Annotated in this window: 25 protein-coding genes and 2 riboswitches; of the genes, 5 read left to right on the top strand and 20 right to left on the bottom strand. The window is 40.2% G+C overall.

Features of this window, described 5'->3' with window-relative positions; genetic code table 11:
- Positions 1-238 precede the first annotated feature (238 nt).
- The gene (locus tag HNR53_RS14580; protein WP_184527276.1) at positions 239-823 is read left to right on the top strand and encodes a TIGR00730 family Rossman fold protein; all 585 of its coding nucleotides are present in this window, start codon (positions 239-241) and stop codon (positions 821-823) included.
- Between the two features lie 89 nt (positions 824-912).
- Here the strand turns inward: HNR53_RS14580 and HNR53_RS14575 are convergent, their stop codons facing one another.
- A complete protein-coding gene (locus tag HNR53_RS14575) occupies positions 913-1092 on the bottom strand; it encodes a hypothetical protein (RefSeq protein WP_184527232.1) in 180 nt (59 codons plus the stop codon).
- A 184-nt stretch (positions 1093-1276) separates the two neighbouring features.
- Positions 1277-2671 (bottom strand): hypothetical protein, encoded by a 1395-nt coding sequence (locus HNR53_RS14570; RefSeq protein ID WP_184527230.1) that lies wholly within the window; start codon positions 2669-2671, stop codon positions 1277-1279.
- A 208-nt stretch (positions 2672-2879) separates the two neighbouring features.
- On the opposite strand from HNR53_RS14570, the gene HNR53_RS14565 reads away from it, so the two are divergent.
- Complete coding sequence (locus tag HNR53_RS14565) at positions 2880-3302, top strand: HIT family protein (RefSeq protein ID WP_184527228.1); 423 nt, start codon at positions 2880-2882, stop codon at positions 3300-3302.
- 56 nt (positions 3303-3358) lie between these two features.
- Here the strand turns inward: HNR53_RS14565 and ftsH are convergent, their stop codons facing one another.
- The 4 genes from ftsH to HNR53_RS14545 form a co-directional block, all read right to left on the bottom strand.
- Positions 3359-5182: an ATP-dependent zinc metalloprotease FtsH gene (gene ftsH, locus HNR53_RS14560; RefSeq protein WP_184527226.1), complete on the bottom strand. Its 1824-nt coding sequence runs from the start codon at positions 5180-5182 to the stop codon at positions 3359-3361.
- A gap of 135 nt (positions 5183-5317) precedes the next feature.
- A complete protein-coding gene (locus tag HNR53_RS14555; protein WP_184527224.1) occupies positions 5318-5947 on the bottom strand; it encodes a DUF4231 domain-containing protein in 630 nt (209 codons plus the stop codon).
- Positions 5938-6414: a CBO0543 family protein gene (locus HNR53_RS14550; protein WP_281391841.1), complete on the bottom strand. Its 477-nt coding sequence runs from the start codon at positions 6412-6414 to the stop codon at positions 5938-5940. The genes HNR53_RS14555 and HNR53_RS14550 overlap by 10 nt, the downstream gene beginning before the upstream one ends.
- A gap of 185 nt (positions 6415-6599) precedes the next feature.
- Positions 6600-6809, bottom strand: coding sequence for a hypothetical protein (locus tag HNR53_RS14545; RefSeq protein WP_184527220.1), 210 nt, complete (start codon positions 6807-6809; stop codon positions 6600-6602).
- Between the two features lie 238 nt (positions 6810-7047).
- Between HNR53_RS14545 and HNR53_RS14540 the strand changes: the two genes are divergently transcribed.
- Positions 7048-7572, top strand: a complete 525-nt coding sequence (locus tag HNR53_RS14540; RefSeq protein ID WP_184527218.1) for a hemerythrin domain-containing protein — start codon at positions 7048-7050, stop codon at positions 7570-7572.
- Positions 7573-7647: 75 nt separating this feature from the next.
- On the opposite strand, the gene phaZ is transcribed toward HNR53_RS14540, so the two are convergent.
- Both phaZ and HNR53_RS14530 read right to left on the bottom strand, forming a co-directional pair.
- Positions 7648-8547 (bottom strand): intracellular short-chain-length polyhydroxyalkanoate depolymerase, encoded by a 900-nt coding sequence (phaZ, locus tag HNR53_RS14535; protein ID WP_184527216.1) that lies wholly within the window; start codon positions 8545-8547, stop codon positions 7648-7650.
- A gap of 293 nt (positions 8548-8840) precedes the next feature.
- On the bottom strand, positions 8841-9461 hold the full coding sequence (locus HNR53_RS14530) for an NAD(P)-dependent oxidoreductase (RefSeq protein WP_184527214.1): 621 nt from the start codon (positions 9459-9461) through the stop codon (positions 8841-8843).
- Positions 9462-9691: 230 nt separating this feature from the next.
- On the opposite strand from HNR53_RS14530, the gene HNR53_RS14525 reads away from it, so the two are divergent.
- On the top strand, positions 9692-11416 hold the full coding sequence (locus tag HNR53_RS14525; RefSeq protein ID WP_184527212.1) for an ABC transporter ATP-binding protein: 1725 nt from the start codon (positions 9692-9694) through the stop codon (positions 11414-11416).
- Positions 11413-13275, top strand: a complete 1863-nt coding sequence (locus tag HNR53_RS14520; protein ID WP_184527210.1) for an ABC transporter ATP-binding protein — start codon at positions 11413-11415, stop codon at positions 13273-13275. The genes HNR53_RS14525 and HNR53_RS14520 overlap by 4 nt, the downstream gene beginning before the upstream one ends.
- A 61-nt stretch (positions 13276-13336) precedes the next feature.
- On the opposite strand, the gene HNR53_RS14515 is transcribed toward HNR53_RS14520, so the two are convergent.
- The 12 genes from HNR53_RS14515 to HNR53_RS14460 form a co-directional block, all read right to left on the bottom strand.
- The gene (locus tag HNR53_RS14515) at positions 13337-14365 is read right to left on the bottom strand and encodes an ABC transporter substrate-binding protein (protein WP_184527208.1); all 1029 of its coding nucleotides are present in this window, start codon (positions 14363-14365) and stop codon (positions 13337-13339) included.
- Positions 14366-14367: 2 nt separating this feature from the next.
- Positions 14368-15114: an ABC transporter permease gene (locus HNR53_RS14510; protein ID WP_184527206.1), complete on the bottom strand. Its 747-nt coding sequence runs from the start codon at positions 15112-15114 to the stop codon at positions 14368-14370.
- Entirely contained in the window at positions 15111-15884 is a 774-nt protein-coding gene (locus HNR53_RS14505; protein ID WP_184527203.1) for an ABC transporter ATP-binding protein, read from the bottom strand. The genes HNR53_RS14510 and HNR53_RS14505 overlap by 4 nt, the downstream gene beginning before the upstream one ends.
- Positions 15877-16551: a thiaminase II gene (gene tenA / locus HNR53_RS14500; RefSeq protein WP_184527201.1), complete on the bottom strand. Its 675-nt coding sequence runs from the start codon at positions 16549-16551 to the stop codon at positions 15877-15879. Before tenA ends, HNR53_RS14505 begins: the two co-directional genes overlap by 8 nt.
- A 182-nt stretch (positions 16552-16733) precedes the next feature.
- Positions 16734-16836, bottom strand: a riboswitch (TPP riboswitch).
- 70 nt (positions 16837-16906) lie between these two features.
- Positions 16907-17692: a bifunctional hydroxymethylpyrimidine kinase/phosphomethylpyrimidine kinase gene (gene thiD / locus HNR53_RS14495; RefSeq protein ID WP_184527199.1), complete on the bottom strand. Its 786-nt coding sequence runs from the start codon at positions 17690-17692 to the stop codon at positions 16907-16909.
- 43 nt (positions 17693-17735) lie between these two features.
- A complete protein-coding gene (thiE, locus tag HNR53_RS14490; RefSeq protein ID WP_221452341.1) occupies positions 17736-18368 on the bottom strand; it encodes a thiamine phosphate synthase in 633 nt (210 codons plus the stop codon).
- A complete protein-coding gene (gene thiM / locus HNR53_RS14485) occupies positions 18355-19170 on the bottom strand; it encodes a hydroxyethylthiazole kinase (protein ID WP_184527197.1) in 816 nt (271 codons plus the stop codon). The genes thiE and thiM overlap by 14 nt, the downstream gene beginning before the upstream one ends.
- 81 nt (positions 19171-19251) lie before the next feature.
- A riboswitch (TPP riboswitch) is annotated at positions 19252-19364 on the bottom strand.
- 35 nt (positions 19365-19399) lie between these two features.
- On the bottom strand, positions 19400-19798 hold the full coding sequence (locus tag HNR53_RS14480; protein ID WP_184527195.1) for a DoxX family protein: 399 nt from the start codon (positions 19796-19798) through the stop codon (positions 19400-19402).
- A 69-nt stretch (positions 19799-19867) separates the two neighbouring features.
- Positions 19868-20284 (bottom strand): MarR family winged helix-turn-helix transcriptional regulator, encoded by a 417-nt coding sequence (locus tag HNR53_RS14475; RefSeq protein ID WP_184527193.1) that lies wholly within the window; start codon positions 20282-20284, stop codon positions 19868-19870.
- Positions 20285-20455: 171 nt separating this feature from the next.
- Positions 20456-21091 (bottom strand): GntR family transcriptional regulator, encoded by a 636-nt coding sequence (locus HNR53_RS14470; protein ID WP_184527191.1) that lies wholly within the window; start codon positions 21089-21091, stop codon positions 20456-20458.
- Positions 21092-21295: 204 nt separating this feature from the next.
- A complete protein-coding gene (locus tag HNR53_RS14465; RefSeq protein WP_184527189.1) occupies positions 21296-22066 on the bottom strand; it encodes an SDR family NAD(P)-dependent oxidoreductase in 771 nt (256 codons plus the stop codon).
- 264 nt (positions 22067-22330) lie between these two features.
- Positions 22331-23059, bottom strand: a complete 729-nt coding sequence (locus tag HNR53_RS14460) for a sirohydrochlorin chelatase (protein WP_184527187.1) — start codon at positions 23057-23059, stop codon at positions 22331-22333.
- Positions 23060-23141: the final 82 nt, after the last annotated feature.

The raw sequence follows: 23141 nt of genomic DNA, 5'->3' as shown, positions 1-23141 counted from the left end.
GAAATATATTTAATCTTTATATTATGTGAAAAATAAGAGGACATATGCCCTTATATTGAACATATTATCCTCTTATTAGTATAGTCTATTTAACTCAAGGTGAGAGTCTTCTGTCGGAAATCCGATAAAAATAGCTCTGTTTCAATTGTAAATATCAGCACCCTAGCTTGCGCTCATTTAACAAAGCAGGCGAATTTATATATAATTCTCTTATGGGTTTTTATAGGAGGCGGAAATGGTGAATTGTATAGCGGTATTTTGCGGAGCTAGTAAAGGAGCATCCGATAGCTACATAGAAAATGCCAAGAAATTCGGGAAAGAACTTGCTCAGCAAAAGATTACCCTCGTGTATGGAGGCTCCAGTGTCGGAATGATGGGAGCTTTGGCTGAATCCGTTTTAGAAGAAGGCGGAAAAGTTATCGGGGTCATGCCGGATTTTCTTGATAAAAGAGAAGTGACACATAAAAAACTTTCGGAACTGATTATCGTAAAATCGATGCATGAAAGAAAAGCTAAAATGAGTGATCTTGCTGATGGCTTTATCGCTCTACCCGGGGGACCCGGTACACTGGAAGAGTTTTTTGAAATGTTCACATGGGCTCAGGTGGGTCTACATCAAAAGCCGTTAGGGCTCTTAAATATTAATCATTATTATGATCCTCTGATCGCTTTGTTTAATCATATGGCAGATGAACAATTTCTTCTTGAAAAATACCGGAAGATGGCGCTGGTTGATGAAGAAGCAGGTGCACTGATAAAAAAATTGCAACAATATCAACCCCCTGCACTAAAAACATATATGAACGAAAGCAAATCTGAATAAGCAGAAAAACAAAAAGGCCTCTATTCCCGGTTCTTAAACAGAATGAGAAAGAGGCCAATTTTCATATCGTGTTTTATTTAACTTCTTCATTATTTCACAACTCTTAAATGTGCACGTCTTCTTTTATTGTCTAATTCACAGCATACTGCCAAAACCAACGAGACAATGGTAAAAATAAAGAAAATAAATGCGGTTACAAATGATGCATTTAAACTAATAACATAAAAACCGAGTAATAATAGCAACGACAAGGTTAAATACCGGTTCATTTTGACACCTCACTAATTCTTGAATATCCTTTGTCGGAAATTTGTACAAATTGTGAACTTTATAATTGTCTTCATTGTAAACCTGCATTTACAGAAAGTAAAGATTATTCATATATTACTTTTTAATCAATTTTTCAAGCCCGAAAAAGGGAAGTATTTTGCTCCCTCTCCCGGGCTCTCACCATTATCCCCATTTCTGTACATTAATACAGAGCTGCTGGTAAACCTCGGATTCTTGTTCCTGCCCCATCTCATGATAGACCCTAGCCAGCCATTGAAGCGGTTTGGGATCTGATGGCTTTAATTCCATTTCCCAGCCAAAACATTCAATTGCTTTTTCAAATTGCCGGAATTCAAAATAAAGTTCACCCAGAGTCTGCATGTCATTCAGTGATGCACTCAGATTGACCATCTTCTCTATTTTATCGAAAATCAGCAAATCTCCGGTCTTATTTATTAAGGGACTAATCCATGATTTAATCGCAGCAGGTTCTTTCGTTTTTAGCAGGACCGTTACGGATTGTTTTAATAGTATTTCTGTTTTTTCTGGGAGCAGGTTCATCAGCCTATTGACCATCTTCTGCAGCACAACCGGCTCATGTGGATAAACACTTGTATCCGATTGCTCCAGCATCCTTTCTAAAGCCTGCAATTGAGATTTGCTTAATGAAATGTCAGGATCATTCAACAACCCGAGAAGTTTTCCGATCTTTTCAGCTCTGATATATTGATTAAATAAATCCTGTTTTAATGGAAGAAAGGCAGGGTATTGGAGGGAAAGATGTTCTAAGATGAACATCTTTTCTTCCTCATTAAAATGCAGTTCAAGCAAATGAGAAAGATAGTGGTATTCATCAATGGAGAGAGAGGTATTCCGCTCGGAAATGAATAATGCCGTTAAATCCATCCAGCGAGATTTCTTTTCCAAGAAAGCCGTTAACAGCTTAAAATCCTGTTCATTTTCCTTGTTGGTGTAAAATACCTTTTCTGCAAAAATCGGATCGGCGGCAAGGACCTTTGCTGATTTATCCTTATACAAAACGGCATATTTATGGAAATGAACATCGTTAACAAATGACTTTACCAAGCTTTGTTTTGGAGCAAAGTCCATTAAGATGCGGATAATTTGATAGCCTAAGGCCAGCTGTCCATTGCGGCGGTATTCATAATAATGGGATAAAATTTCAGCAAATAATTGCTTTTTTGGAAAAAACGATTCAAATAAGGTGAGAATGTGAGCTTGTTCCTGCGGGGTATAGTGCAGTTCCAATTTATTCACTAATTGTTGAAAGCTTAGAGAATGAAATTCATGACGGGTGGATAGTAATTTATCGATCAGTGGATGAGGAGCATCGAAAACCATACCTTGTTTAAAAGCCTGCTCGATATAGGATTGCAGTTTAATCCTTTTCGCTTTTACAGCAGTGAGGAAGCGGTATTTATAAAAAAATAGATAATAAATTTCCCGGTTCTCGCTTATCGCTTCAATCATTTCTCCCTGTAAATAAAAGATAACCTTTACCGGCTGTAACGGAATCGCCTTGCGGTGATCGTTAAGCATGATTTGTTCTTTAACCATGGTTATCCCTCCCCTTTTTACTAACACTATACCATAATTTTTCGTAACATAAGAAAACCATTTCTAAAAAACCATTGTTGCATGAAATCTTTGTGAAATAATTTACAAATACTGTTTTGTATTTTTTCCATTTCTCGTACATAATGATAAAGATTCAAAGAATAATAATACTAGTATGCATTCAAGTAGCGAGAAAGGATTGAGCATAATGGAATTAAATAAAGATTGCATGTACTGTATGGAAGATGAACGTCGTGATAACCTGATGATTGAAATTGCTAAACTGGAGGTTTCAACCGTTTTTCTTTTTAAAGAGCAAACGTATAAAGGCAGATGTAATGTTGTCTACAAAGATCATGTGAAGGAACTGTTCCAACTGGATGATGAAAATTTGGCCGCCTATATGAGAGATGTAAAGAGAACAGCTGCGGCGATTGATAAAGCCTTCCAGCCGGGGAAAATCAATTACGGAGCCTATGGCGACACCATGCATCACCTGCATATGCATGTCGTGCCTAAATATGAAAACAGCGATAACTGGGGTTCCACTTTTGAAATGAATCCCGGTAAAACTCACTTAACAGACGCGGAATACCAAGAAAGAATCGAACTGATTAAAAAATACTTATAATCAAAAAGAAGGCAGCCCATTTTTTTCGTGCATGCCTTCTTTTTACGGAATCCTCTTTACTGGCCTTCTAATATTTGCATGAATTCTTCGCCGCTGAGCGTTTCCTTTTCAATTAGATACTTGGTTAATTCATGTAATATATCTTTATTTTCTTCTAAAATATGAATCGCCTTTTGATGGCAGGTTTTAATGATCTTCAGCACAACATCGTCAATTTTCGCGGCTGTTTCGGCTGAAACGATTAACGAGGAATCACCGCCTAAATAGGCATTATTCACCGTTTCCAGCGCCATCATATCAAATTCCTCCGTCATCCCATATCTTGTGACCATCGCTCTGGCAATTTTTGTAGCCTGTTCTATGTCGTTCGAGGCTCCTGATGTGACCGTATTGAAGATAACTTCTTCCGCTGCACGGCCGCCCATAAAGGTTGTTATCTTATCGAGTGCCTGCTCCTTGGACATTAAGACGGTTTCCCGTTCATCAACCTGCATCGTGTAGCCTAATGCTCCGGAGGTTCTCGGGATAATCGTTATTTTATGCACCGGTGCGGAATGGCTTTGTTTCGCCGCAACTAACGCATGTCCCACTTCATGATAGGAAATGGTCAGTTTATCTTTCATAGAGATGACAGCATTCTTTCTTTGATATCCAGCAATGACTGTTTCAACAGACTCCTCCAAATCATTCTGCGTGACTCTGTCCCTTCCAAATCGGACAGCACGGAGAGCCCCTTCATTAATAATATTGGCTAAATCTGCTCCAGAAGCCCCTGATGTTGCCCTTGCAATCAGATTAAAATCTACATCAGTCTCAAGCTTCACCTGTCTGGCATGAACCTGCAAAATAGCTTCACGGCCGGCTAAGTCAGGCAGCTCTACTGGAACTCTGCGGTCAAAACGACCCGGTCTTAAAAGAGCTTTATCCAATGTTTCCGGTCTGTTGCTGGCTGCAAGGATCACGACGCCTTTATCCGCATCAAATCCATCCATTTCCGTTAAAAGCTGATTTAAAGTCTGCTCCCGTTCGTCGTTCCCGCCCGCCATACCTGAATTACGGCTTTTTCCAATGGCATCGATTTCATCGATAAAGACAATACAAGGTGCCTTTTCCTGAGCCTGTTTGAACAAATCTCTAACTCTAGCTGCCCCCATCCCGACAAACATTTCGACAAATTCGGAACCGGAGATAGAGAAGAAAGGTACCTTTGATTCTCCAGCCACCGCTTTAGCCAGCAGTGTTTTACCTGTTCCCGGAGGTCCTACAAGCAAAGCTCCCTTTGGAATCTTGGCACCAATTTCTTTATATTTTTTAGGATTATGGAGAAAATCAACAATTTCCTGCAGTGCTTCCTTCGCTTCATCCTGCCCGGCTACATCTGCAAAAGTAACGCCAATTTTAGCCTCAACATAAACCTTGGCTTTACTTTTTCCAAATGAAAGTGTATTTCCTCCGCCCATCATTTTGTTTTGCATTTTCTTCGCAAACCATTGACCAATGGCAATAAAAATAAGTAATGGAAGAATCCAAGTTAAGATAAAATTTAAAAATGGTGAATTTTCACGCGGGATCACCTTTGTAAATTGAACATCAGCCTCATGCAATCGATCGACTAGTTTCGGATCGTCTACAACTCCTGTCCGGTAATATGAATCTTTATTATTGCCGGCAGCAGAATTAAATAAGATATAATGATCTTCAATTTCAACCTTTTGCACATCCCCTTTTTCAACCATCGTTAAAAAGGTTCCATAATCTACTTCCTTCACCTGCTTTTGAAAAATTACCGGGAAAATAAAACTATTTAATAGTAAGATGACGACTAATATAATGCCATAATAAAACAATAATGGCTTCTTGGGCGGTTTCATTGCCTTCATTTTGCAGCCTCCGAATGAATAGGGTAATTTCCCGTTATTATTTAGCGAAAATTTCCACCCTTTAATTCATCTAAAATAATCGATTCCTATCCTTATATTAAAACTATTCTGAAATACATACAAATTTTAACCTGCTTACATTTCATGGGATTTTCCATCTGATTCAATTTGATTTTCTTTTATATGTGACCAGGTTTTAATATCTTCATAGCAAATACGCTGAAGCCTGTTTTTATAACGCATGAGGATGTCATCCGGGATTTCTTCCTCTGCTTCTCCCGCAGACAAAAACTCTACATCCCTTTTCAACTCCCACAGTCTTGCTAACGTTTTTACATCCTTTACCCACAATCCTTGATGATTATAAAAACCTTCAATACTATTAAAAATCGTAATGATTGCAGATATGCATAGAGTAAGATCAGATAAAAGATCATTATGAATGCTTTTTAATCCTAGTAACACCGTAACAAGGGCTGTTCCAATAATGGAACTAATTTTAAGCCGGTAAGCTTTCTTTTTATGCCTTCTTCTTCTCTTTTCAAAAACGGCTATTACACCATCCAAATCTCTCATCAAGATGGAAAGCTTTGACTGTTTTTTAACCATACTGGCACACCTCTCCTCCCTGTTATCATATTGGGCAGAAAAGGAAATCGTGCCTGGTTGAAAAACATGTGATAATAGCCGTTCATCTTCATGAAGACAAAAAATGACGGCCTTCTCAGAAATCCTAAAAAAGCCGTCCTTTAAATCTAATTCCATTCAAGAATATTCACATTAAAAATATTTAATAAAACTATAATGACGATGAGTGAAAGTCCCCATGCTAATAAAGGGCGTTTATGATGAATTGGCAGCATGATAAAAAGAATAAGATCAAACAATAATGACCACCCCATATTCCAACCGTTGAAATGATCAATCGCATCGAAAATGTAATAGCCCACGAGTTCAATGACCCCATACAGGAACACCCAAAAGAGGATATATAGTATTTGTCTGCCTTTCTTTTCTGGAAAATGGGATAAGTAGATAAGTACCGTTGCCGGATAAACGGTGATCATCACCCATAGATTGACGATGGTATGGTTCAGTAATAAAAAATCGGGGTTGTATTTCCACGTTGGGGCTTGATAGGTGAACAAATTATACATCAAATCCCCCATAATCATAAAAAGAATGGTGGAGTAAAACTTCTTATAATTCTTCCAATCTCCGAATCTCCACATTAATAATAGACAAAAGATTCCAAAAGCAAAATTCACCTTTACCAGAGCCCTTCCAGTTTACATATTATTAGAAGTAATTATATCATAGGTAAACGTCATTCACTATATGTTAATGGAAAATTCACAAAATTCCCATAAAATGAAACAGAGACAGCATTAATTTCCTGCCGTCTCCTTTAATCTGCTTACTGATTTTCACTAATCTCATCTAAAAGCTGCTTTGAACGCTTGGCATTCCCCTGCGCAAAATTTTCCAGCCTTTCCTTTAATTCAGGATCATCATGAATTCTCTCTGCTGCAATGAGATACTCCCGCATCTGATTTTCTTCCACTTCGAGTGAGTTTCGCAAAACCTCCTCGATTTTTCCCTTTTCACCAGAATCTTTATTAAACATCCGCACCCCTCCTTTTTACTTTTATCCTTCACCTTTTCCTTTCAAATATCCATATGAGACTAGGGGAGAATTCCCACTAAAACCGTAGGTTTCGTAGATCATTCTTCTCATGAAGGACATTTTCACTGGATTTTGCTTTATTTTGTCCTTCATCTTTTCGGAAGGTGATTTACATCACAATAAAAGCAAAAAAGTTTACCTATACTAATAATAGCTAAAATGGAAAGGGGATTTTTACATGCAAGGATGTCCTAGCGGATTATTTGGAAATGAACCGGTAACACTTTCAGAAGGCTTACAACAATTAATTAATGAACATACACCACTACGTAATCATTTAGAAACACTTCTCTCTTTATGTAATGAAGTGGAGAAAGCTGAAGATAAACAAGCACCGTTTGCCCAGTTAATTCAAGAGGTCACTGATTTTGACAAGAGCCTCCGCTATCATTCCAGACGGGAAGAGGATTATATGTTTACAGTGATGGAAAAATATATCGGCAAAAGCAGCGGTCCGCTTGCCGTTATGGAATACGAACACGAGCAGGCACATGGATTCATCGACGCCTTTTTAGAAAACATAAAGAATCCAGATTTAAATTCGTATGAGCAGCTTAAAAATGCTACGCAGATCAAAAATTCCTATTACACTCTAGTTGATCACTTTGCAAAAGAAGAAGCGGTTTTATATCCAATGGCTGAACGGATGTTTACCGATGAAGAGAAAGAAACGTTAAGACAAAAGGTATCAGAGATTCAATAATTAATAAAGAACCAATAAACAAGAGCCCAATCTGCCTGAAAGATTGCGCTCTTTTTTCATTCAGACTATGTTCGTTCACCGCAAAAAGGCGGTGATGACCTGAAGCAATCGATCTAAGTCATCGATTAATGGTGAATGTCCGCAATCCTTTAATTCAATGAATTTAGCATTGCTGCCGATGTCCGTAACGATTTCTTCCGCCATTTGTTCACTCATGATATAATCACGATCGCCGCGAAGAACCAACACGGGAATATTTATATCTTTGGCGAGGCTGCTGCCCTTCACCAGTCCATTGTACTTATCGCTGATATTGAAAATATTTAAGGCATGATAAACGGCGGCAAGATTCCTTTGTGTACACGTATCATCGATATACTCATGATATCGTTTTTTATTAGGCTGATTTTTTGTGTAAACCAGTGTACTCCACATCGTTTTTAGAAAGGGGAGGCACTTTGTATCAATGGCAAACTGTATCGGGATTGTTTTACCTAAATCCATTTTGATTTCATGATATGTTCTGAGACGGTGATCAAAGATAAGCTGACCGAACCAGCCGGTGCCATAAAAGGGATATCCCCTGGTTGAAGCGGATCCCATCAGGACTAATTTCGTGCAGCGTCCCGGATAATCAGCGGCAAACTGCATACCGACAGCCCCTCCTAATGACCAGCCAACAATGAACAGTTCATCTAAGCCAATCCCATCAACAAAGTCCTTCACGTCCTCTGAAAAATCTTCAATCGAACGAATTTCCTGGCGATAGGATGAGCGGCCGAACCCTCTTAAATCAATGGCATACAGCTTGTAATCCTGGTCCATATTTTCCAGAATCAGATCCCAATGCTTGGAGGACGTCAAATTGCCGTGAATAAGCAGAACCTTTTTCTTACCTCCTTCCCGTTCTTGATAGGCGATTGTTTCTCCATTTGACAGTTCAACCGATTTATAGTGCACATTGGATAAAGTCATTCACATCTTCCCTTCCCTCACGAAAAAGCTGCTTTTCTTATTCGTGCGTAAACCAATTCCTGCGAAACGTCCCAACTGTGCCAATATTTGCTTTTTACATATACTTCATTCTATGCATGACCTTGCCCATTCTTTATTTTTCTTGAAAAATTTGTGAAAGAATTTGGCGCCCGATTGAAGAATATAGAAAAATACGCCCTTTAATTTAGAAACCTTTCTCCTTTGAACTCCGATAAAACTAGTATCTGTTGCTTGAAGTGTAATCGTACCCTTCGATTCTAAATCCAATATTATTAGTAGGTGATACCTACACGTGATTTTAGATAATTGTTACTTTCAATCTGTTTATATGTAAATTCTGCTGTATCCGAAACGGATATTTCCACTCCACCTACCGGCAATAAATCACGTTCCACACGATATTCACCTAAACTTTCACCATCCGGTAAATATGTAGGACATACAATAGTCCATTGGAGTGTTGATTGTTTAAGCATATCGTAAACTTTATGATGTTCTTCAGCTGCACGGGTTGATTTTCGCTTTGATTCACTTGATTGATAACGCAGTATATTTGGGTTGGTTCTACTTTGTAAGATACCTGCAGTTCCGATGGTAATAAGCCGTTGTATACCCTCGTTTTCCATTCCTTCAATAATGTGTGGCATACTTTCAGACAAAGTTGCTGCCCCATCAGTATTTAACGCACTAATAACTACATCAATCCCGTGCATTGCACGTACGATATCCTCTTTATTTAAAACATTACCCCGAATAATAGTTAATTTTTCATTGTTTATTTGAATCTTCTCTGGAGTACGAACTAATACAGTAACATGATGTCTGTCATGAAGAGCATAATTAACTATTTGACTTCCAACTCGCCCAGTTGCACCTAAAATGAAAATATTCAAATGCATATCCTCCTTTTTACGAATACAATCATTACACTACACTATTAATGCTATTATTTCTTCCTCATTCGTTCTTAAACTCAGCTTCAGCAATCCTAAATAGGCAAAGATGTACATTCTTCCCGCTTGACTATATATGAAAATGGATTTAAATTATGGAAGCCAATACAATTATTCTAGCGTATTTTTAACCAATAGAAAGAACAAACAACAGGACAAGGAGTAAAAAAATGATCAAAATTTTAAAAAACTTATCGGTTTATAAGTGGATGGTTTTACTCGTTTGTGGACTTGTCTTTATTCAAACGATGTCTGATCTCTTTTTACCAACCTTAATGGCAGACATTATTGATAAGGGGGTTGTAACGGGGGATACACAGTACATTTGGAAGATTGGCATTATCATGCTGCTCGTATCAGCGATAGGTGCAGCCGCCGCTATTTTTGCCAGCTACTATTCTGCAAAATCGGCTATGGGACTCGGGCGCGATCTACGAAGAAAAGTGTTTAATCACGTGGAGCGTTTTTCCCTGCAGGAATTTAATGAAGTAGGAACCTCATCGCTTATCACTCGGACAACCAATGACATCACGCAAATTCAACAGGTCGTCATTATGATGCTGCGTATGGTCATCAGCGCTCCCATTATGCTGATCGGGGGAATCATTATGGCCGTTTCAAAGGATGCTAAACTTTCCCTCATCCTTATTGTGACCATGCCGGTGCTAATCGGTTCCATCTTGATCATTTTCTACAAAGGAATGCCTTTGTTTCAACTCGTTCAGAAACGATTGGATCGATTGAATCTCGTCCTGCGGGAAAACCTGACCGGAATCCGGGTCATTCGTGCCTTTAACCGAGAAGACCAGGAAAAAGTCCGCTTGAAAGATGCCAATAAAGAGTTGACAGATGTCTCGATTAAAGTAAATAAAGTAATAGCCTTTATGATGCCGATCATGATGCTTGTCATGAACTTAACAGTTGCCGCGATTATCTGGTTCGGCAGTATCCGGATTGACAACGGGGCCATGCAGGTTGGAGACTTAATGGCCTTTATTCAATATGTCATGCAAATTATGTTCGCCTTAATCATGGCATCGATGATGTTTGTTATGATTCCCCGTGCCGCTGTTTCAGCAAAACGGATTAATGAAGTGTTGGAAATGGAACCTTCCTTTTCCGATGAAGGTACACAAAAGGCCGATATTGAAAAAGGGACACTGGAGTTTGATCATGTTTCCTTCAGCTACCCGGGCGCGGAGGAACCAGCACTTTCAGACATTTGCTTCAAAGCCGGACCAGGTGAAATCACAGCCATTATTGGCGGAACAGGTTCCGGAAAATCGACTCTTGCCCATTTAATTCCGCGTTTTTATGAAGTATCAAGCGGAAGGATTCGACTCAATGGTGTGGATATCCGCTCGGCTTCACAGGAGGAAATCCGGGGCAAAGTTGGATTTGTCCCGCAAAAAGCAGTCCTTTTCACAGGAACGATTGCCGACAATATCCGCTTTGGAAAGCAGGATGCAGCAGAGGCGGAGATTAAGCATGCTGCCCGAATCGCGCAGGCAGAGGATTTTATTTTAAAAATGAAGGACGGCTATCAATCAGAAATTGAACAAGGCGGTTCAAATGTCTCAGGAGGGCAGAAGCAGCGTCTGGCCATTGCACGGGCACTTGTCCGTAAACCGGATATCTATATCTTTGACGACAGCTTCTCCGCACTTGATTACAAAACAGATGCCAAACTTCGCGCCGCTTTAAAGGAAGAAACGAAAGATGCTGCTGTTTTAATCGTGGCACAGCGTGTAAGCACGGTAATGGATGCGGACCAAATCATCGTATTAGACAATGGACAAATGGTTGGCATGGGCACGCATCAGGAGTTACTTGCGACAAATGAAGTCTACCGTGAAATCGTTGCATCACAGCTGTCAGAGGAGGAAATCGCATGAGCCGTCATAAACAACAACCCCAGCGCGGCGGTCACCCCGGCCCGGGACACGGACCAATGGGGAGCATGGTGACGGGAGAAAAGGCAAAGGACTTTAAAGGAACACTGAAGCGCCTGCTTCGTTATTTAAAGCCGCGCCGCAATCACTTAATCGCTGTTTTCATTGCTGCCATCCTAAGTACGGTGTTTTCCATTGTCGGGCCAAAGCTGATGGGGAATGCCATTACCGAACTTTTTGAAGGAATGTACGCGAAGTTCCAGGGAATCCCCGGGGCTGCAGTAGATTTCACTGAAATAGGGAAGATTCTGTTGCTGCTTGCCGGATTATATGTACTGAGCAGCCTGTTCACCTACCTGCAGCAATATATGATGGCTGGTGTGGCACAGAACACAGTGTTTGACCTTCGTGAAGACGTCAATCAAAAGCTGGAAAAATTACCGCTTAAATACTTTGACAGCCATTCACACGGGGACACCCTTAGCCGGGTAACAAACGATATTGATACGATCGGAACGACTTTACAGCAAAGCTTAACTCAGTTTATTACATCAATTGTAACCATTATTGGAATTACGGTCATGATGCTATCCATCAGCCCGCTCTTAACGTTAATTACGTTTCTCAGCCTTCCTGTTTCCATGTTTGTTATACAGCCTATTTTAAAAAGGTCACAGAAACATTTTGCTAAACAGCAAAAGTCGCTGGGGCAATTAAACGGTCATATTGAAGAATTGTATACTGGGCACCAAGTGGTAAAAGCCTTCGGACATGAGAAAATAGCAGCAGCGCAGTTTGATAAAGTGAACGAAGAACTGTACAGTGCCGGCAGCAAAGCCCAATTTATCTCCGGTATGATTATGCCGCTCATGTTCTTTATTGGCAATTTAAGCTATGTGCTTATCTGTATTGTTGGCGGTATTTTAGTCACGAATCGCTCTATCTCAATAGGTGATATCCAAGCATTCATCACCTATTCAAAACAGTTCACCCAGCCAATCATGCAAACAGCAAATATTGCTAATATAATCCAAGCAACGGTTGCAGCAGCCGAGCGTGTCTTCGAACTGCTAGACGAAGAGGAGGAAATCAAAGAAAATACGAATGCCTCCCTAACACGGGCAAAAGGTGCCGTCACATTTGAACATGTCGACTTTGGCTATGGGGAAGAACTGCTGATCCAAGATATGAATATCGATGTTCATCCCGGACAAACTATTGCGATTGTTGGTCCGACCGGAGCCGGAAAAACGACGATGATCAATCTTTTAATGCGTTTTTATGAACTAAATGGCGGGAAAATCAAGATTGATGGAGTGGATATTCGCGATATGCCCCGAGGCGATTTAAGGAAAAATTTCGGCATGGTGCTTCAGGACACCTGGCTCTTTAATGGGAGCATTAAAGAGAATTTAGCCTATGGTAAAGAAGGAGCAGCAGATGAAGAAATCTATGCCGCTGCCAGCACCGCCCATGCTGATCATTTTATCCGGACACTGCCGGAAGGCTATGACACAATCTTAAACGAGGAAGCGTCGAATATCTCGCAAGGGCAAAAACAGCTTCTGACGATTGCCCGTGCAGTTCTTGCCGATCCGCCCATCATGATCTTGGACGAAGCAACATCAAGTGTCGATACAAGGACCGAAGTCTTTATCCAAAAGGCAATGAAGCGTTTAATGGAAGGACGGACAAGTTTTGTCATCGCCCACCGGCTATCAACAATTAAGGATGCTGATTTAATTCTCGTCATGGATCAGGGAAAGGTCATCGAGCAGGGCACACATACCGAGCTGCTCGAGAAAAACGGTTTCTATGCTGATTTATACAACAGTCAGTTTTCAGAACCAGCGGCAGGTTAATAGCCGCAAAAAAATGGGCATCCCCTGCTTTCCTAGGGAATGCCCATTTTTTTATGCCTTCCTACTCTTCCATATTCACCATCATATCACTTGCTTTCGGAACTTTTTTAATTAAATCAAATTCCTTCAGCCAATTCGTTACTTCATTAAAAGTCTTTTCGTCCTGTGAACCGAATTCAGCACCTTCCGCTTCCATTCTCGGCAGAAGGACTGCAAGACTTTCTTTTTCCACTTCCTCTACTAATGGGAAGTTCGCCTTATCTTGATTCTTTAATAGGATCGCAAGGGCCTCATCCGGGTTTTCTTTCATAAACTCATACCCCTTTTTAGCAGCTTTCCAGAAGGCCTGAATCGCTTCTTGGTCCTTTTCCCAAGTATCATCGCTTGTCACAAGAACGATTTCGTTATAGGAGGGAACACCATAATCAACCGGATTAAAATAGCGGGTATTAAATCCATTATGCTTTAACACAGGAACCTCATGGTTAATATAGGCACCAATCACGGCATCTGTATTTCCTGTTACTAAAGCAGAATTAAGTTCAAAGCCGACATCGATCATGTCAACCTTGCTAAAATCACCGCCATCATGTTTAACCATTGTTTCAAGGATTGCTTCATTTAATGGAATACCAGGATATCCTACCTTTTTCCCTTCCAAATCCTTTGGTGATTGAACCGCACTATCCTCAGGCACAAGGAGATGATTCAAAGGAGAGCGCACGATGGATGCGACTGTTTTTACCGGCAGATTCTCATTGGCACGGGCCATGATCACATCTGGCTGATAATATAGGCCTAAAGTGATTTTATTAGCAGCCGCAAGCGTCAATGGATCCGTTGGGTTTGCCGGAAATTGAATATCCACTTTAACCCCTTCTTCTGCAAAATACCCCTTTTCCTGTGCTACATATAAATAACTGTGAACGGCATTTGGATACCAGTCCAGCATGATACTGACTTCTTTTAAGTCGTTATCCTCTCTATCTGCTGCGGACTCTTTATCTTCCTGAGCCGTATCCTTCCCGCCGCATGCCGAAAGCACAAGAAGCATTAAAATAAAAAGACCAACCTTTAACCATTTTCCCATTGTTATTTTCTCCATTTCAAACAGATTTTTTCCAGCCATGTTACGAATAAAAACAATACAATTCCTACAATTGAGAGCAAGACAATGGGCGCAAAAACAGCGGCACCGTCAAACTGGGTCATCATCCGTCTGCTGAAATAGCCGAGGCCCGCCTGTGCCCCAAGCCACTCACCAATCGCCGCCCCAATGACACTGACCGTCACCGCCACCTTTAACCCTGAAAAGAATGATGGCAAAGCGGAAGGCACATCCAATTTAAAAAAGATATCTTTCCGCGAAGCCCCCATTGTCATGAGAAGCTCCTTTAAATCCTTATTGGACGAACGCAGTCCATCAAATGTGCTGACTGTCAGCGGAAAGAAAGTAATTAAAAAGGTTACAACCACTTTACTCCAGATGGAATAGCCAAACCAGACAACAAAAATCGGCGCTAAGGCAATGGTTGGGATCGTCTGAGAAGCGACAATTAGCGGATAAAAGGTTTTCTCGGCAATTTTACTCATATTCATCCACACTGCCAGGCCAACACCGATAACGATTGAGGCAGCGAGACCGATAAACATAATTATGGATGTTGCCGGAAGATGCTCAAACAGAAGCACCGTCTTCAGTTCCCAAAGCTTTATAGCAATATCAGTCGGTGCCGGTAATACAAAGCTTTTATTATAAATGCGGGCTCCAATCTCCCAGATAAGCAAAAGAACCAATACCAATAAACTTGAAAAAAGATAAGATTTTAAATTTTTCATGCCTTCATCCTCGAACGGAGCTGGTCAATTAAATGTTCTTTTAATTGGACCACTTCAGCCCGGCTTAAATCCCTCACGGACCTTGGTCGTTCCAAAGGAACCTCCACCACTTGCAGAGTGGAAATGGGATGCTGCTGCAGCACAAATATCCGGTCGGATAAAAACAGTGCTTCATCGACATCATGGGTAATGAAGAGAATCGTTTTCTGCCGTTTTTCCCATTGTTCCAGGAGCCATTCCTGCATTGATAATCTTGTTATTGCATCAAGGGCACTAAACGGCTCATCCAGCAGCAAAATATTTGAGCCGCTTAAAACAGTCCGTAAAAACGATACCCGCTGCTTCATGCCGCCGGAAAGGTCGCCCGGCAGTTTATTTTCCACACCATTTAAACCAAAATCCTTTAACAGTACCCTTACCTGCGCCTCGGCAGCGGCATTTTTGACCCCTTTTATTTCTAAAGGCAATACGGCATTTTCCATAATCGTGCGCCACGGCATAAGCAAATCCTGCTGCGGCATGTAACCGACGATCCCCAACCGATTATCCGTCTGTTTCCCATTGAGAAATATTCCGCCTTCTCCCGGCTGCTCCAGTCCGGTAATTAAGCGGAAGATCGTGCTTTTCCCGGAACCGCTCGGACCAATGATACTGACAAATTCACCATCATGAATTTGCAGGTTCAGCCCTTCTATCATCGCTATTCTTTGATTCTTATCATTTTGATAAGAAAAAGAAACGTTCTTAAATTCTAGTACGGACTCACTCATCGGTCGGCCACATTTCCTTGTTATACGCCATATCCCAGAACATATACTCAAAACGGGTCGTATTTAAAAAGATTTTTTCTAATTGAAGCAATTCGACATCAGATTTGCCTGCTGAGAGCTTATCGATCAAATCAATGCACCACTCGGCTGTCTGACCGAACTCTTCTGAGCTATACATGTTAATCCAGTCACCATACAATTCGTGATCGCTGGCATCCGGGATTTGACTGAGTTCCTTCCCGATTTCCCAGTAGCTCCACGCACATGGCAACAGAGCAGCAACCAACTCGGCTAAAGTACCGTTCTGTCCCGAATGCAGCATATAGTGCGTGTAAGCCAATGTAATCGGAGAAGGATCAGCGTTTTCTAGTTCTTCGTGGGTGATACCGAAACGGGATGCATACTGGCGGTGCAGTGACATCTCTTCACTCATCGTTGCATGCAGCAAGGCAGAAAAAACCGCCATATCTTCTAAGTCATTTGCCTTCACCGCCCCTAAGGCAAACAACTTAGCGTAATCGATCAAATATAAATAATCCTGCACCATGTAAAAACGGAATTTCTCCGGATCCAATGTTCCGGCACCCATTTCCTGGACAAACGGATGCGAGTGATTTTTACGCCAAATCGGCTGCAGTTTTTCCAGTAATCTTTCTGAAAATTTCATGATTCAAATACTCCTTCTATGAACCTGGCTGTATTTTTTCGTATGGCACTATTGATAAATGAACGTTCTTAACTATCGAAGTAGAAGACTTCCGCTGAATGAAGTAAAAAACCACTTCCCTAATCAAAGAAGTGGTTTTAAATCTTACCATAGTTATTTTCATATACTGAAACAGTATAGTTTATAACGATGTACCACTTTCCTTCGCTAGCATTACCTAGTGCAGGTTCGAGGGTTAAGACTCATTGTCTTTCTCAGCTTATCCAAGCGCCCCTAGTGTACTTATTATTCGATTTTTCACATTTCTATAGTCACATACAATCTCAATTAATTCAATAGAAAAGCTCGATTCTTATTATACATTAATATTAAAGGTATGATCGAGAGGACCGCTTCCTTTACCAAGATTCAGATTGGCTTTCAGTGCTCCTGAAATATAATCCTTCGCTGCTTTAACACTTTCTGGGAGGCTGAGACCAATGGCTAAATTACTGGCAATAGCGGAAGAAAGAGTGCAGCCTGTACCGTGGGTATTCGGGTTATCAATTCGCTCGCCATAAAACCACTGCTTTTCTCCCTTCCAATAAAGCAAATCATTGGCATCATTTAAGCTGTGCCCGCCTTTCATCAAAATAGCTCCCTCGAAATCCTTGGCAATGATGGCGGCGGCATTTTCCATTTCTTCCACGCTGGTAATTTTCATTCCGCTTAATTCCTCTGCTTCAGGAATATTCGGGGTTATAACAGTCGCCAATGGAATCAGCTTATTAATTAAGGTTTGGGCCGCATCTTCTTCCAGCAGACGGCTTCCGCTTGTCGATACCATGACGGGATCGACGACTATATTTTTCACCTTCATTAAGGTTAGTTTTTCGGCAATCACTTCAATCAGTTTCGCATTGGACACCATGCCAATCTTCACAGCATCGGGATATATGTCATTAAAAATACAATCGAGCTGATTTTGCAAAAACTCAGGTGTAACATCCATGATGCCATAGACACCTGTTGTATTTTGCGCAGTTAATGCAGTGATTGCACTCATGGCATATAATTTATGCGCTGTAATCGTCTTAATATCAGCCTGGATGCCGGCACCGCCGCTGCAGTCACTGCCGGCAATCGTTAATACAGTTTTCATTGTTCTATCTCCCCTGCAAACATCTTTCTTTCTTGAAAATTAGTTAAAGCTCTTGAAACATTTGCACCAGTTCTTTAGCGGCCTGTTCAATATCATCCTGGGCAATAACAGCCGAGACAACGGCCAGTCCATCAATTCCAAAGCCTTTAAAATTCAGGACAGTATTTTTATTAATACCGCCAATGACGACGATTGGAATATCCACTTGGGAGCGAATTTCTTTTAATTCCTCGAAAGTCACAGGTCTCGTATCTTTTTTCGTTGCCGTTGCATACATCGCGCCGACGCCGAGATAATCAGCCCCATCTTTTTCGGCTGCTTGTGCTTCCTTAAGATTGGCAGCTGATACACCTAAAATCTTATCAGGTCCGATCATCTCCCGGACAACTGAAGCCGGCAGGTCGCTTTGTCCAATATGCACACCGGCTGCATCAACGGCCAGCGCAATGTCGACCCGATCATTGATGATTAGCGGCACCTTGTATTTATCCGTAATCTCTTTTACCTTCAAGGCGGTTTGGTAAAATTCAAGTGATGAACAGTCCTTTTCCCGCAGCTGAATCAGCGTGCATCCGCCTTTAATGGCTCTCTCTACCGCTTCCTCAAGCGCATCGGTACTCATCAGGCTTCGATCCGTACACAAATAAAGGGTATAGTCTACATTATTCTTCTTCAAACTTCGCCATCTCCTCCAGCGTTTTTCCGTCCAGATTACTCAATGCATCAATAATGGCAATGTGAAAGCTTCCCGTTCCGATATTTCCAGCCTTTTCATAGGCCATTTCCCCGGCAATCCCCATCGAGGCTACACCCGCTGCTGCAGCGGTTAAATAATCCTTGGATACTCCGGCAAAAGCACCTACCAATGCGGAGGTCATGCATCCTGTACCAGTCACCTTAGAAAGCATTTTATGCCCATTGGCTATTTTCACCACGGATGTCCCATCTGAAATAATATCAACAGCACCGGTAATGGCTGTCACGCAATTAAGCCTTTTGGCCACAGTCTTAGCCACTTCTACTGCGTCATTTTCTTCATCTGCTTCTGCAGAATCCACCCCTTTGGTGGCAACATCCAAACCGGCAACAAAAGAAACCTCCGATAAATTTCCTCTTAAAATCGAAATTTTCACTTGTTCAATAATAGCCTTTGTTGTTTCATTTCTCAAATTGGAGGCCCCTGCACCAACCGGATCCAAAACAACCGGCAGCCCAAATTCATTTGCTTTTTTCCCTGCGGAGATCATAGAGTCTATTGTTCGTTTATTCAGCGTTCCGATATTGATGACCAACGCTTGTGAAATAGAAGTAATATCCGCCGCTTCCTCTACATCATCTGCCATAATCGGTGATGCACCGATCGAAAGTACCGCATTGGCTACATCATTTACCGTCACATAGTTGGTGATATTATGTACTAATGGCACCTGCTCTCTTACTTCCGTTAACAGCTTTGCAGCACGTTGTTTTACACTCATTTATTTTACCCCTTTCTATGCTATGATTTCAGGATTTTAAAAAGGACATACCCGCTCGGATATGTCCTCAATACATTCAATAGATAGATGGCTATATGCTACCTACGCCGGGATTATCCGTATCAGGTTAATGGGTCGAATTTCGTTCGTATCTTCCTCTCAGCCTAACGCGTTAAGCTCCCCAGATATCTGCTTTTTTCTATTATACTACAATATTCAATTTTATACTCTAGAATATGATTGCATCTAAAGCAATTTGTCCAGGTCCTGCTAAGGCAATCCCGATGGCACACGCAATGATAGTAAGATTATACTCATATCCATTGGCTGTTGACCATAAGCCGTTTGCACCATGAACTTTAATAATAGCCATCAACATTGTCGCAGCAATCAGCAGTCCAGCCAGCGGAGTTAAGAAACCTAGAACAAAGAGAATACCGCCAATGAATTCAGACAGCCCGGCCATTATCGCCATTAACACGCCCGGTTTCATATTCATGGATTCCAGCCAGCCTGCTGTTCCTTTTAAACCGTAGCCGCCAAACCATCCGAATAACTTTTGTGCTCCGTGACCGATAAATAATACTCCAATGATTAAACGAATAATGAATAAACCAATATCTAACATTCTAAATTTCCTCCTTGAATTTAACTTGATTTAAATTATTTTTAATTCGAGATATATAGACAAAAAAAATTAGGTTTTAACCTTTTTTAAAAGCTGAATCAATGTCAGTCCCTCTTCATGACTTAAATGCTCAAACATCTGTGCGATGAAGTCCTGGAATTCTGGCATCATCTGAGCCATAAATTCTTCGCCCTTTTCCGTCAATGTAATATACAGGGCACGACGGTCATCAGGACATTCCGTTCTTTGCAGCAATTCCTTTTTCTCCAATTTGTCGATCACATAGGTCATGGAACCACTGGAGATTAAGATGCTTTTTCCTACTTGGTGAATGTTCTGTTTTCCTTTAAGGTAAAGAGTCTCCAACACGGAAAATTCGGTAAGGTTTAAGTTATTTTTACTGATTTCCAATCTGATTTGATCCTGAATATTTTTCGATGTTTGCATGATTGCTTTAAAAGGTTCAATTTTACATATCTTCTCCATCTCCTGTCACCTCCACTGCTTTATCTTATCTCAAATTATATTATCTTTAATTCGAGATAATAATATAACAAATATTATTTGCTGTCAACCTCTTTCTCTAAAATAAAGGGGAATTTTTCATTTTAGATTAAGCGTATTTTTTCAAAATGTTGTTTATATTTTAAATAGCCATTAATCTACTGAAATCCATATTGTTCTTGATAATCTTTCTCCAGCTTTTTCGAAATTGTTTTCCTTTATAGCTTCTAAGCTGGATGTTAGTTGCGCATGAAATTTCTCAATCAACGTTTGAGTCCACTTTGTTTTGCAAAAGACAGTCGTGATAAACAAGATTTCTGAAGTAAAACGCTGGTAAACGGAATTATTCGCGTAACCAACAAATACAATTAAGAATTGTGCAACCGTAAGGATATAATCTTGAATATTTTCATTTTCAAGTTCCATTTGTGCGGCCAAATAGATCTCTTGCAATTGTGAATACTTCTCCTGACTCCAATTTTTTTCAATTAAATTACTCGATAATTGAATAATTCCCACGAGTGCTTCAATGAGATCTCTTATTTCTTTATCATCAATTACTCTAATACGTACACCTTTTCTTGGAAAACGTTCGACGGCATTTTTTTTCTCTAAAATATACAACGCTTCCCTGACAGGGGCATGACTCACATTAAATCTAGCCGCTATACTAGATTCAATTAGCCGATCTCCTTGTTTCAAATTCCCTACAAATATTTCCTCTAATATGTATTTTGCAACTTTCTCAGGTAAAGATTCATTGAACCCTTCCAGAATACTGTTTGACATACGAACCACCTAAAAAATTAATATTTTTACTCAATATATACTATATCATCAAACTGCTCAAATATATTTGTCAAATAAAAAATCCTGATGAGTTTATATATGAACCCATCAGGATAGAGGTGTTGTGGTCAAATTACTAAAAATTACGGCTTGTTTACCCACTATATATCGATAATGTTATTATTTTCTTATTGCAATTGTGAATTATCTAGCACCCATTCCGCCGTCAATGCGCTGTTGTGTGCCCGTAATAAAAGCGCTTTCATCTGAACCTAAGAATAATACTAGATTTGCAATATCTTCTGGTTCACCATAGCGGCCAAGAGGAATAGTTGCCGCTAATTGTTTGCGTACCTCTTCTGGATTTTCGGCATTTACGCCAATTTCAACCGTATTCATCATATCTGTCTTCGCATAGCTTGGATGAATTGAATTCACACGGATACCCTTGTCAGCTACCTCAAGAGCTGCAGTCTTCGTCATACCAACTACGGCATGCTTAGAAGCACAATAAGCCAGTCTTAGCGGGCCTCCTCCAAGTCCGTCAATAGAAGATGTATTTATTACACTTCCGCTTCCTTGTTTTTCCATTACTTTAAGCACGTGTTTCATACCTAAATATACGCCGCGAACATTTACAGCTATTACCTTATCAAAATCTTCTGCCATTAAATCAACTGCTTTTGAAATCTTACCTACAATTCCAGCATTATTAAAGAAAATATCAATTCTACCAAAAGTATCAACGGCTGCTTTCACATATTTCTCTGTATCTTCTTCTTTAGAAACATCTGCTTGTACAGATAATACTTCTCCAAAAGAACTTAATTCCTTTTTTGCTTTCTCAAGTGATTCTTCAAATAAATCAACAATAACAACCTTTGCGCCCTCTTTTAATAGGCGTTCGGCAGTTGCTTTTCCAAGTCCCGCTGCACCGCCAGTGATAACTGCTACTTTTCCGTCAACTCTGCCCATATTAAATCGCCTCATTTTAATAAAATAATTTAGATTAAAGATGGTGGATTATAGATTACCGATAATCTATAATTATTATATATTTATTTTTCTAGTAAAACAATTTATTTTTCCATAAAAATAATCGTTAAACAGTCCCTGAAAACGGACTACTTAACGACTGTATATGATATCTATTTTTTTAAAGCGGGATTATATCAACGATAGGTTTTCCTAATATTTATAACCTTTGTTTTCAACATTTTTATCTTTTCTTCTATATCGCTATAGTTCCAACACCCGTTCTTTCAGAATATGCTCAATGTTTGGATGATAGCCAAGACAGCTGCATAAAATCATTTTCTTCGCTGATGTTTTGGACATCACATCAATTGTTTTTTTCATGGAGACCATTAATCTCCCAGTAAACAGCAGATAAGGAACGATATATATTTCATCGAAATCCGATTGTGCTGCATCATTTAATGCTGCCGTAAACTTTAGTCCAGCTCCATGTAAATAACAATCCTTGACTGTAACAGAACCCATCCTTTGCTGCAGCATTTCAGCAATTTGGCTTAGATCCCTTTTTACATCAGGATCACTGCTTCCTCTGCCAACGAGCAAAATACAAGCACTATCTGATATTTGCTTATTTTTCTCATATAGACGTTCGGATATAATGTCTATCATTTTCGTATCTACACCGATCGGGCGTCCATATTGAAATGTAACATCCGGATATTTTTCATTTATTTTTGAGAGTAATTCCGGTATATCCTTTTTGGCATGCCCCGCTGTCAGCAATAGAAGAGGAATCACCTTAATATGGGATGCTCCACGAGAAATGCAGAGTTCGAAGGCTTCCTCTATTGTTGGAGATGCCAGTTCAAGAAATCCGTATTCCTGTATTTCCGCCATGTTATTTTCCATACATTTTTTGATAAAAGAAACAGCCTGTTCACAGCCTTCACGGCTTCTGCTGCCATGACATACATAAAGAATAGCCTCCATTGAATTCATCTCCTTCCCGCTGACTTTTCTATAGGATACCGCAAAAAGTAATCAACTAAACTGTCTTAGAAATAAGTATATC

The organism is Bacillus benzoevorans (genome assembly GCF_014207535.1).
GTDB lineage: Bacteria > Bacillota > Bacilli > Bacillales > Cytobacillaceae > Bacillus_BD > Bacillus_BD benzoevorans.
This window is presented reverse-complemented; position numbering and strand designations above follow the sequence as displayed.

Bases quoted from the DNA above. Each gene is read 5' to 3' on its own strand.
- HNR53_RS14575 (WP_184527232.1), bottom strand. From the start codon at position 1,092: ATGAACCGGTATTTAACCTTGTCGTTGCTATTATTACTCGGTTTTTAT.
- HNR53_RS14570 (WP_184527230.1), bottom strand. From the start codon at position 2,671: ATGGTTAAAGAACAAATCATGCTTAACGATCACCGCAAGGCGATTCCG.
- HNR53_RS14565 (WP_184527228.1), top strand. From the start codon at position 2,880: ATGGAATTAAATAAAGATTGCATGTACTGTATGGAAGATGAACGTCGT.
- ftsH (WP_184527226.1), bottom strand. From the start codon at position 5,182: ATGAAGGCAATGAAACCGCCCAAGAAGCCATTATTGTTTTATTATGGC.
- HNR53_RS14555 (WP_184527224.1), bottom strand. From the start codon at position 5,947: ATGGAATTAGATTTAAAGGACGGCTTTTTTAGGATTTCTGAGAAGGCC.
- HNR53_RS14550 (WP_281391841.1), bottom strand. From the start codon at position 6,414: ATGTGGAGATTCGGAGATTGGAAGAATTATAAGAAGTTTTACTCCACC.
- HNR53_RS14545 (WP_184527220.1), bottom strand. From the start codon at position 6,809: ATGTTTAATAAAGATTCTGGTGAAAAGGGAAAAATCGAGGAGGTTTTG.
- HNR53_RS14540 (WP_184527218.1), top strand. From the start codon at position 7,048: ATGCAAGGATGTCCTAGCGGATTATTTGGAAATGAACCGGTAACACTT.
- phaZ (WP_184527216.1), bottom strand. From the start codon at position 8,547: ATGACTTTATCCAATGTGCACTATAAATCGGTTGAACTGTCAAATGGA.
- HNR53_RS14525 (WP_184527212.1), top strand. From the start codon at position 9,692: ATGATCAAAATTTTAAAAAACTTATCGGTTTATAAGTGGATGGTTTTA.
- HNR53_RS14520 (WP_184527210.1), top strand. From the start codon at position 11,413: ATGAGCCGTCATAAACAACAACCCCAGCGCGGCGGTCACCCCGGCCCG.
- HNR53_RS14515 (WP_184527208.1), bottom strand. From the start codon at position 14,365: ATGGGAAAATGGTTAAAGGTTGGTCTTTTTATTTTAATGCTTCTTGTG.
- HNR53_RS14510 (WP_184527206.1), bottom strand. From the start codon at position 15,114: ATGAAAAATTTAAAATCTTATCTTTTTTCAAGTTTATTGGTATTGGTT.
- HNR53_RS14505 (WP_184527203.1), bottom strand. From the start codon at position 15,884: ATGAGTGAGTCCGTACTAGAATTTAAGAACGTTTCTTTTTCTTATCAA.
- tenA (WP_184527201.1), bottom strand. From the start codon at position 16,551: ATGAAATTTTCAGAAAGATTACTGGAAAAACTGCAGCCGATTTGGCGT.
- thiD (WP_184527199.1), bottom strand. From the start codon at position 17,692: ATGAAAACTGTATTAACGATTGCCGGCAGTGACTGCAGCGGCGGTGCC.
- thiM (WP_184527197.1), bottom strand. From the start codon at position 19,170: ATGAGTGTAAAACAACGTGCTGCAAAGCTGTTAACGGAAGTAAGAGAG.
- HNR53_RS14480 (WP_184527195.1), bottom strand. From the start codon at position 19,798: ATGTTAGATATTGGTTTATTCATTATTCGTTTAATCATTGGAGTATTA.
- HNR53_RS14475 (WP_184527193.1), bottom strand. From the start codon at position 20,284: ATGGAGAAGATATGTAAAATTGAACCTTTTAAAGCAATCATGCAAACA.
- HNR53_RS14470 (WP_184527191.1), bottom strand. From the start codon at position 21,091: ATGTCAAACAGTATTCTGGAAGGGTTCAATGAATCTTTACCTGAGAAA.
- HNR53_RS14465 (WP_184527189.1), bottom strand. From the start codon at position 22,066: ATGGGCAGAGTTGACGGAAAAGTAGCAGTTATCACTGGCGGTGCAGCG.
- HNR53_RS14460 (WP_184527187.1), bottom strand. From the start codon at position 23,059: ATGGAGGCTATTCTTTATGTATGTCATGGCAGCAGAAGCCGTGAAGGC.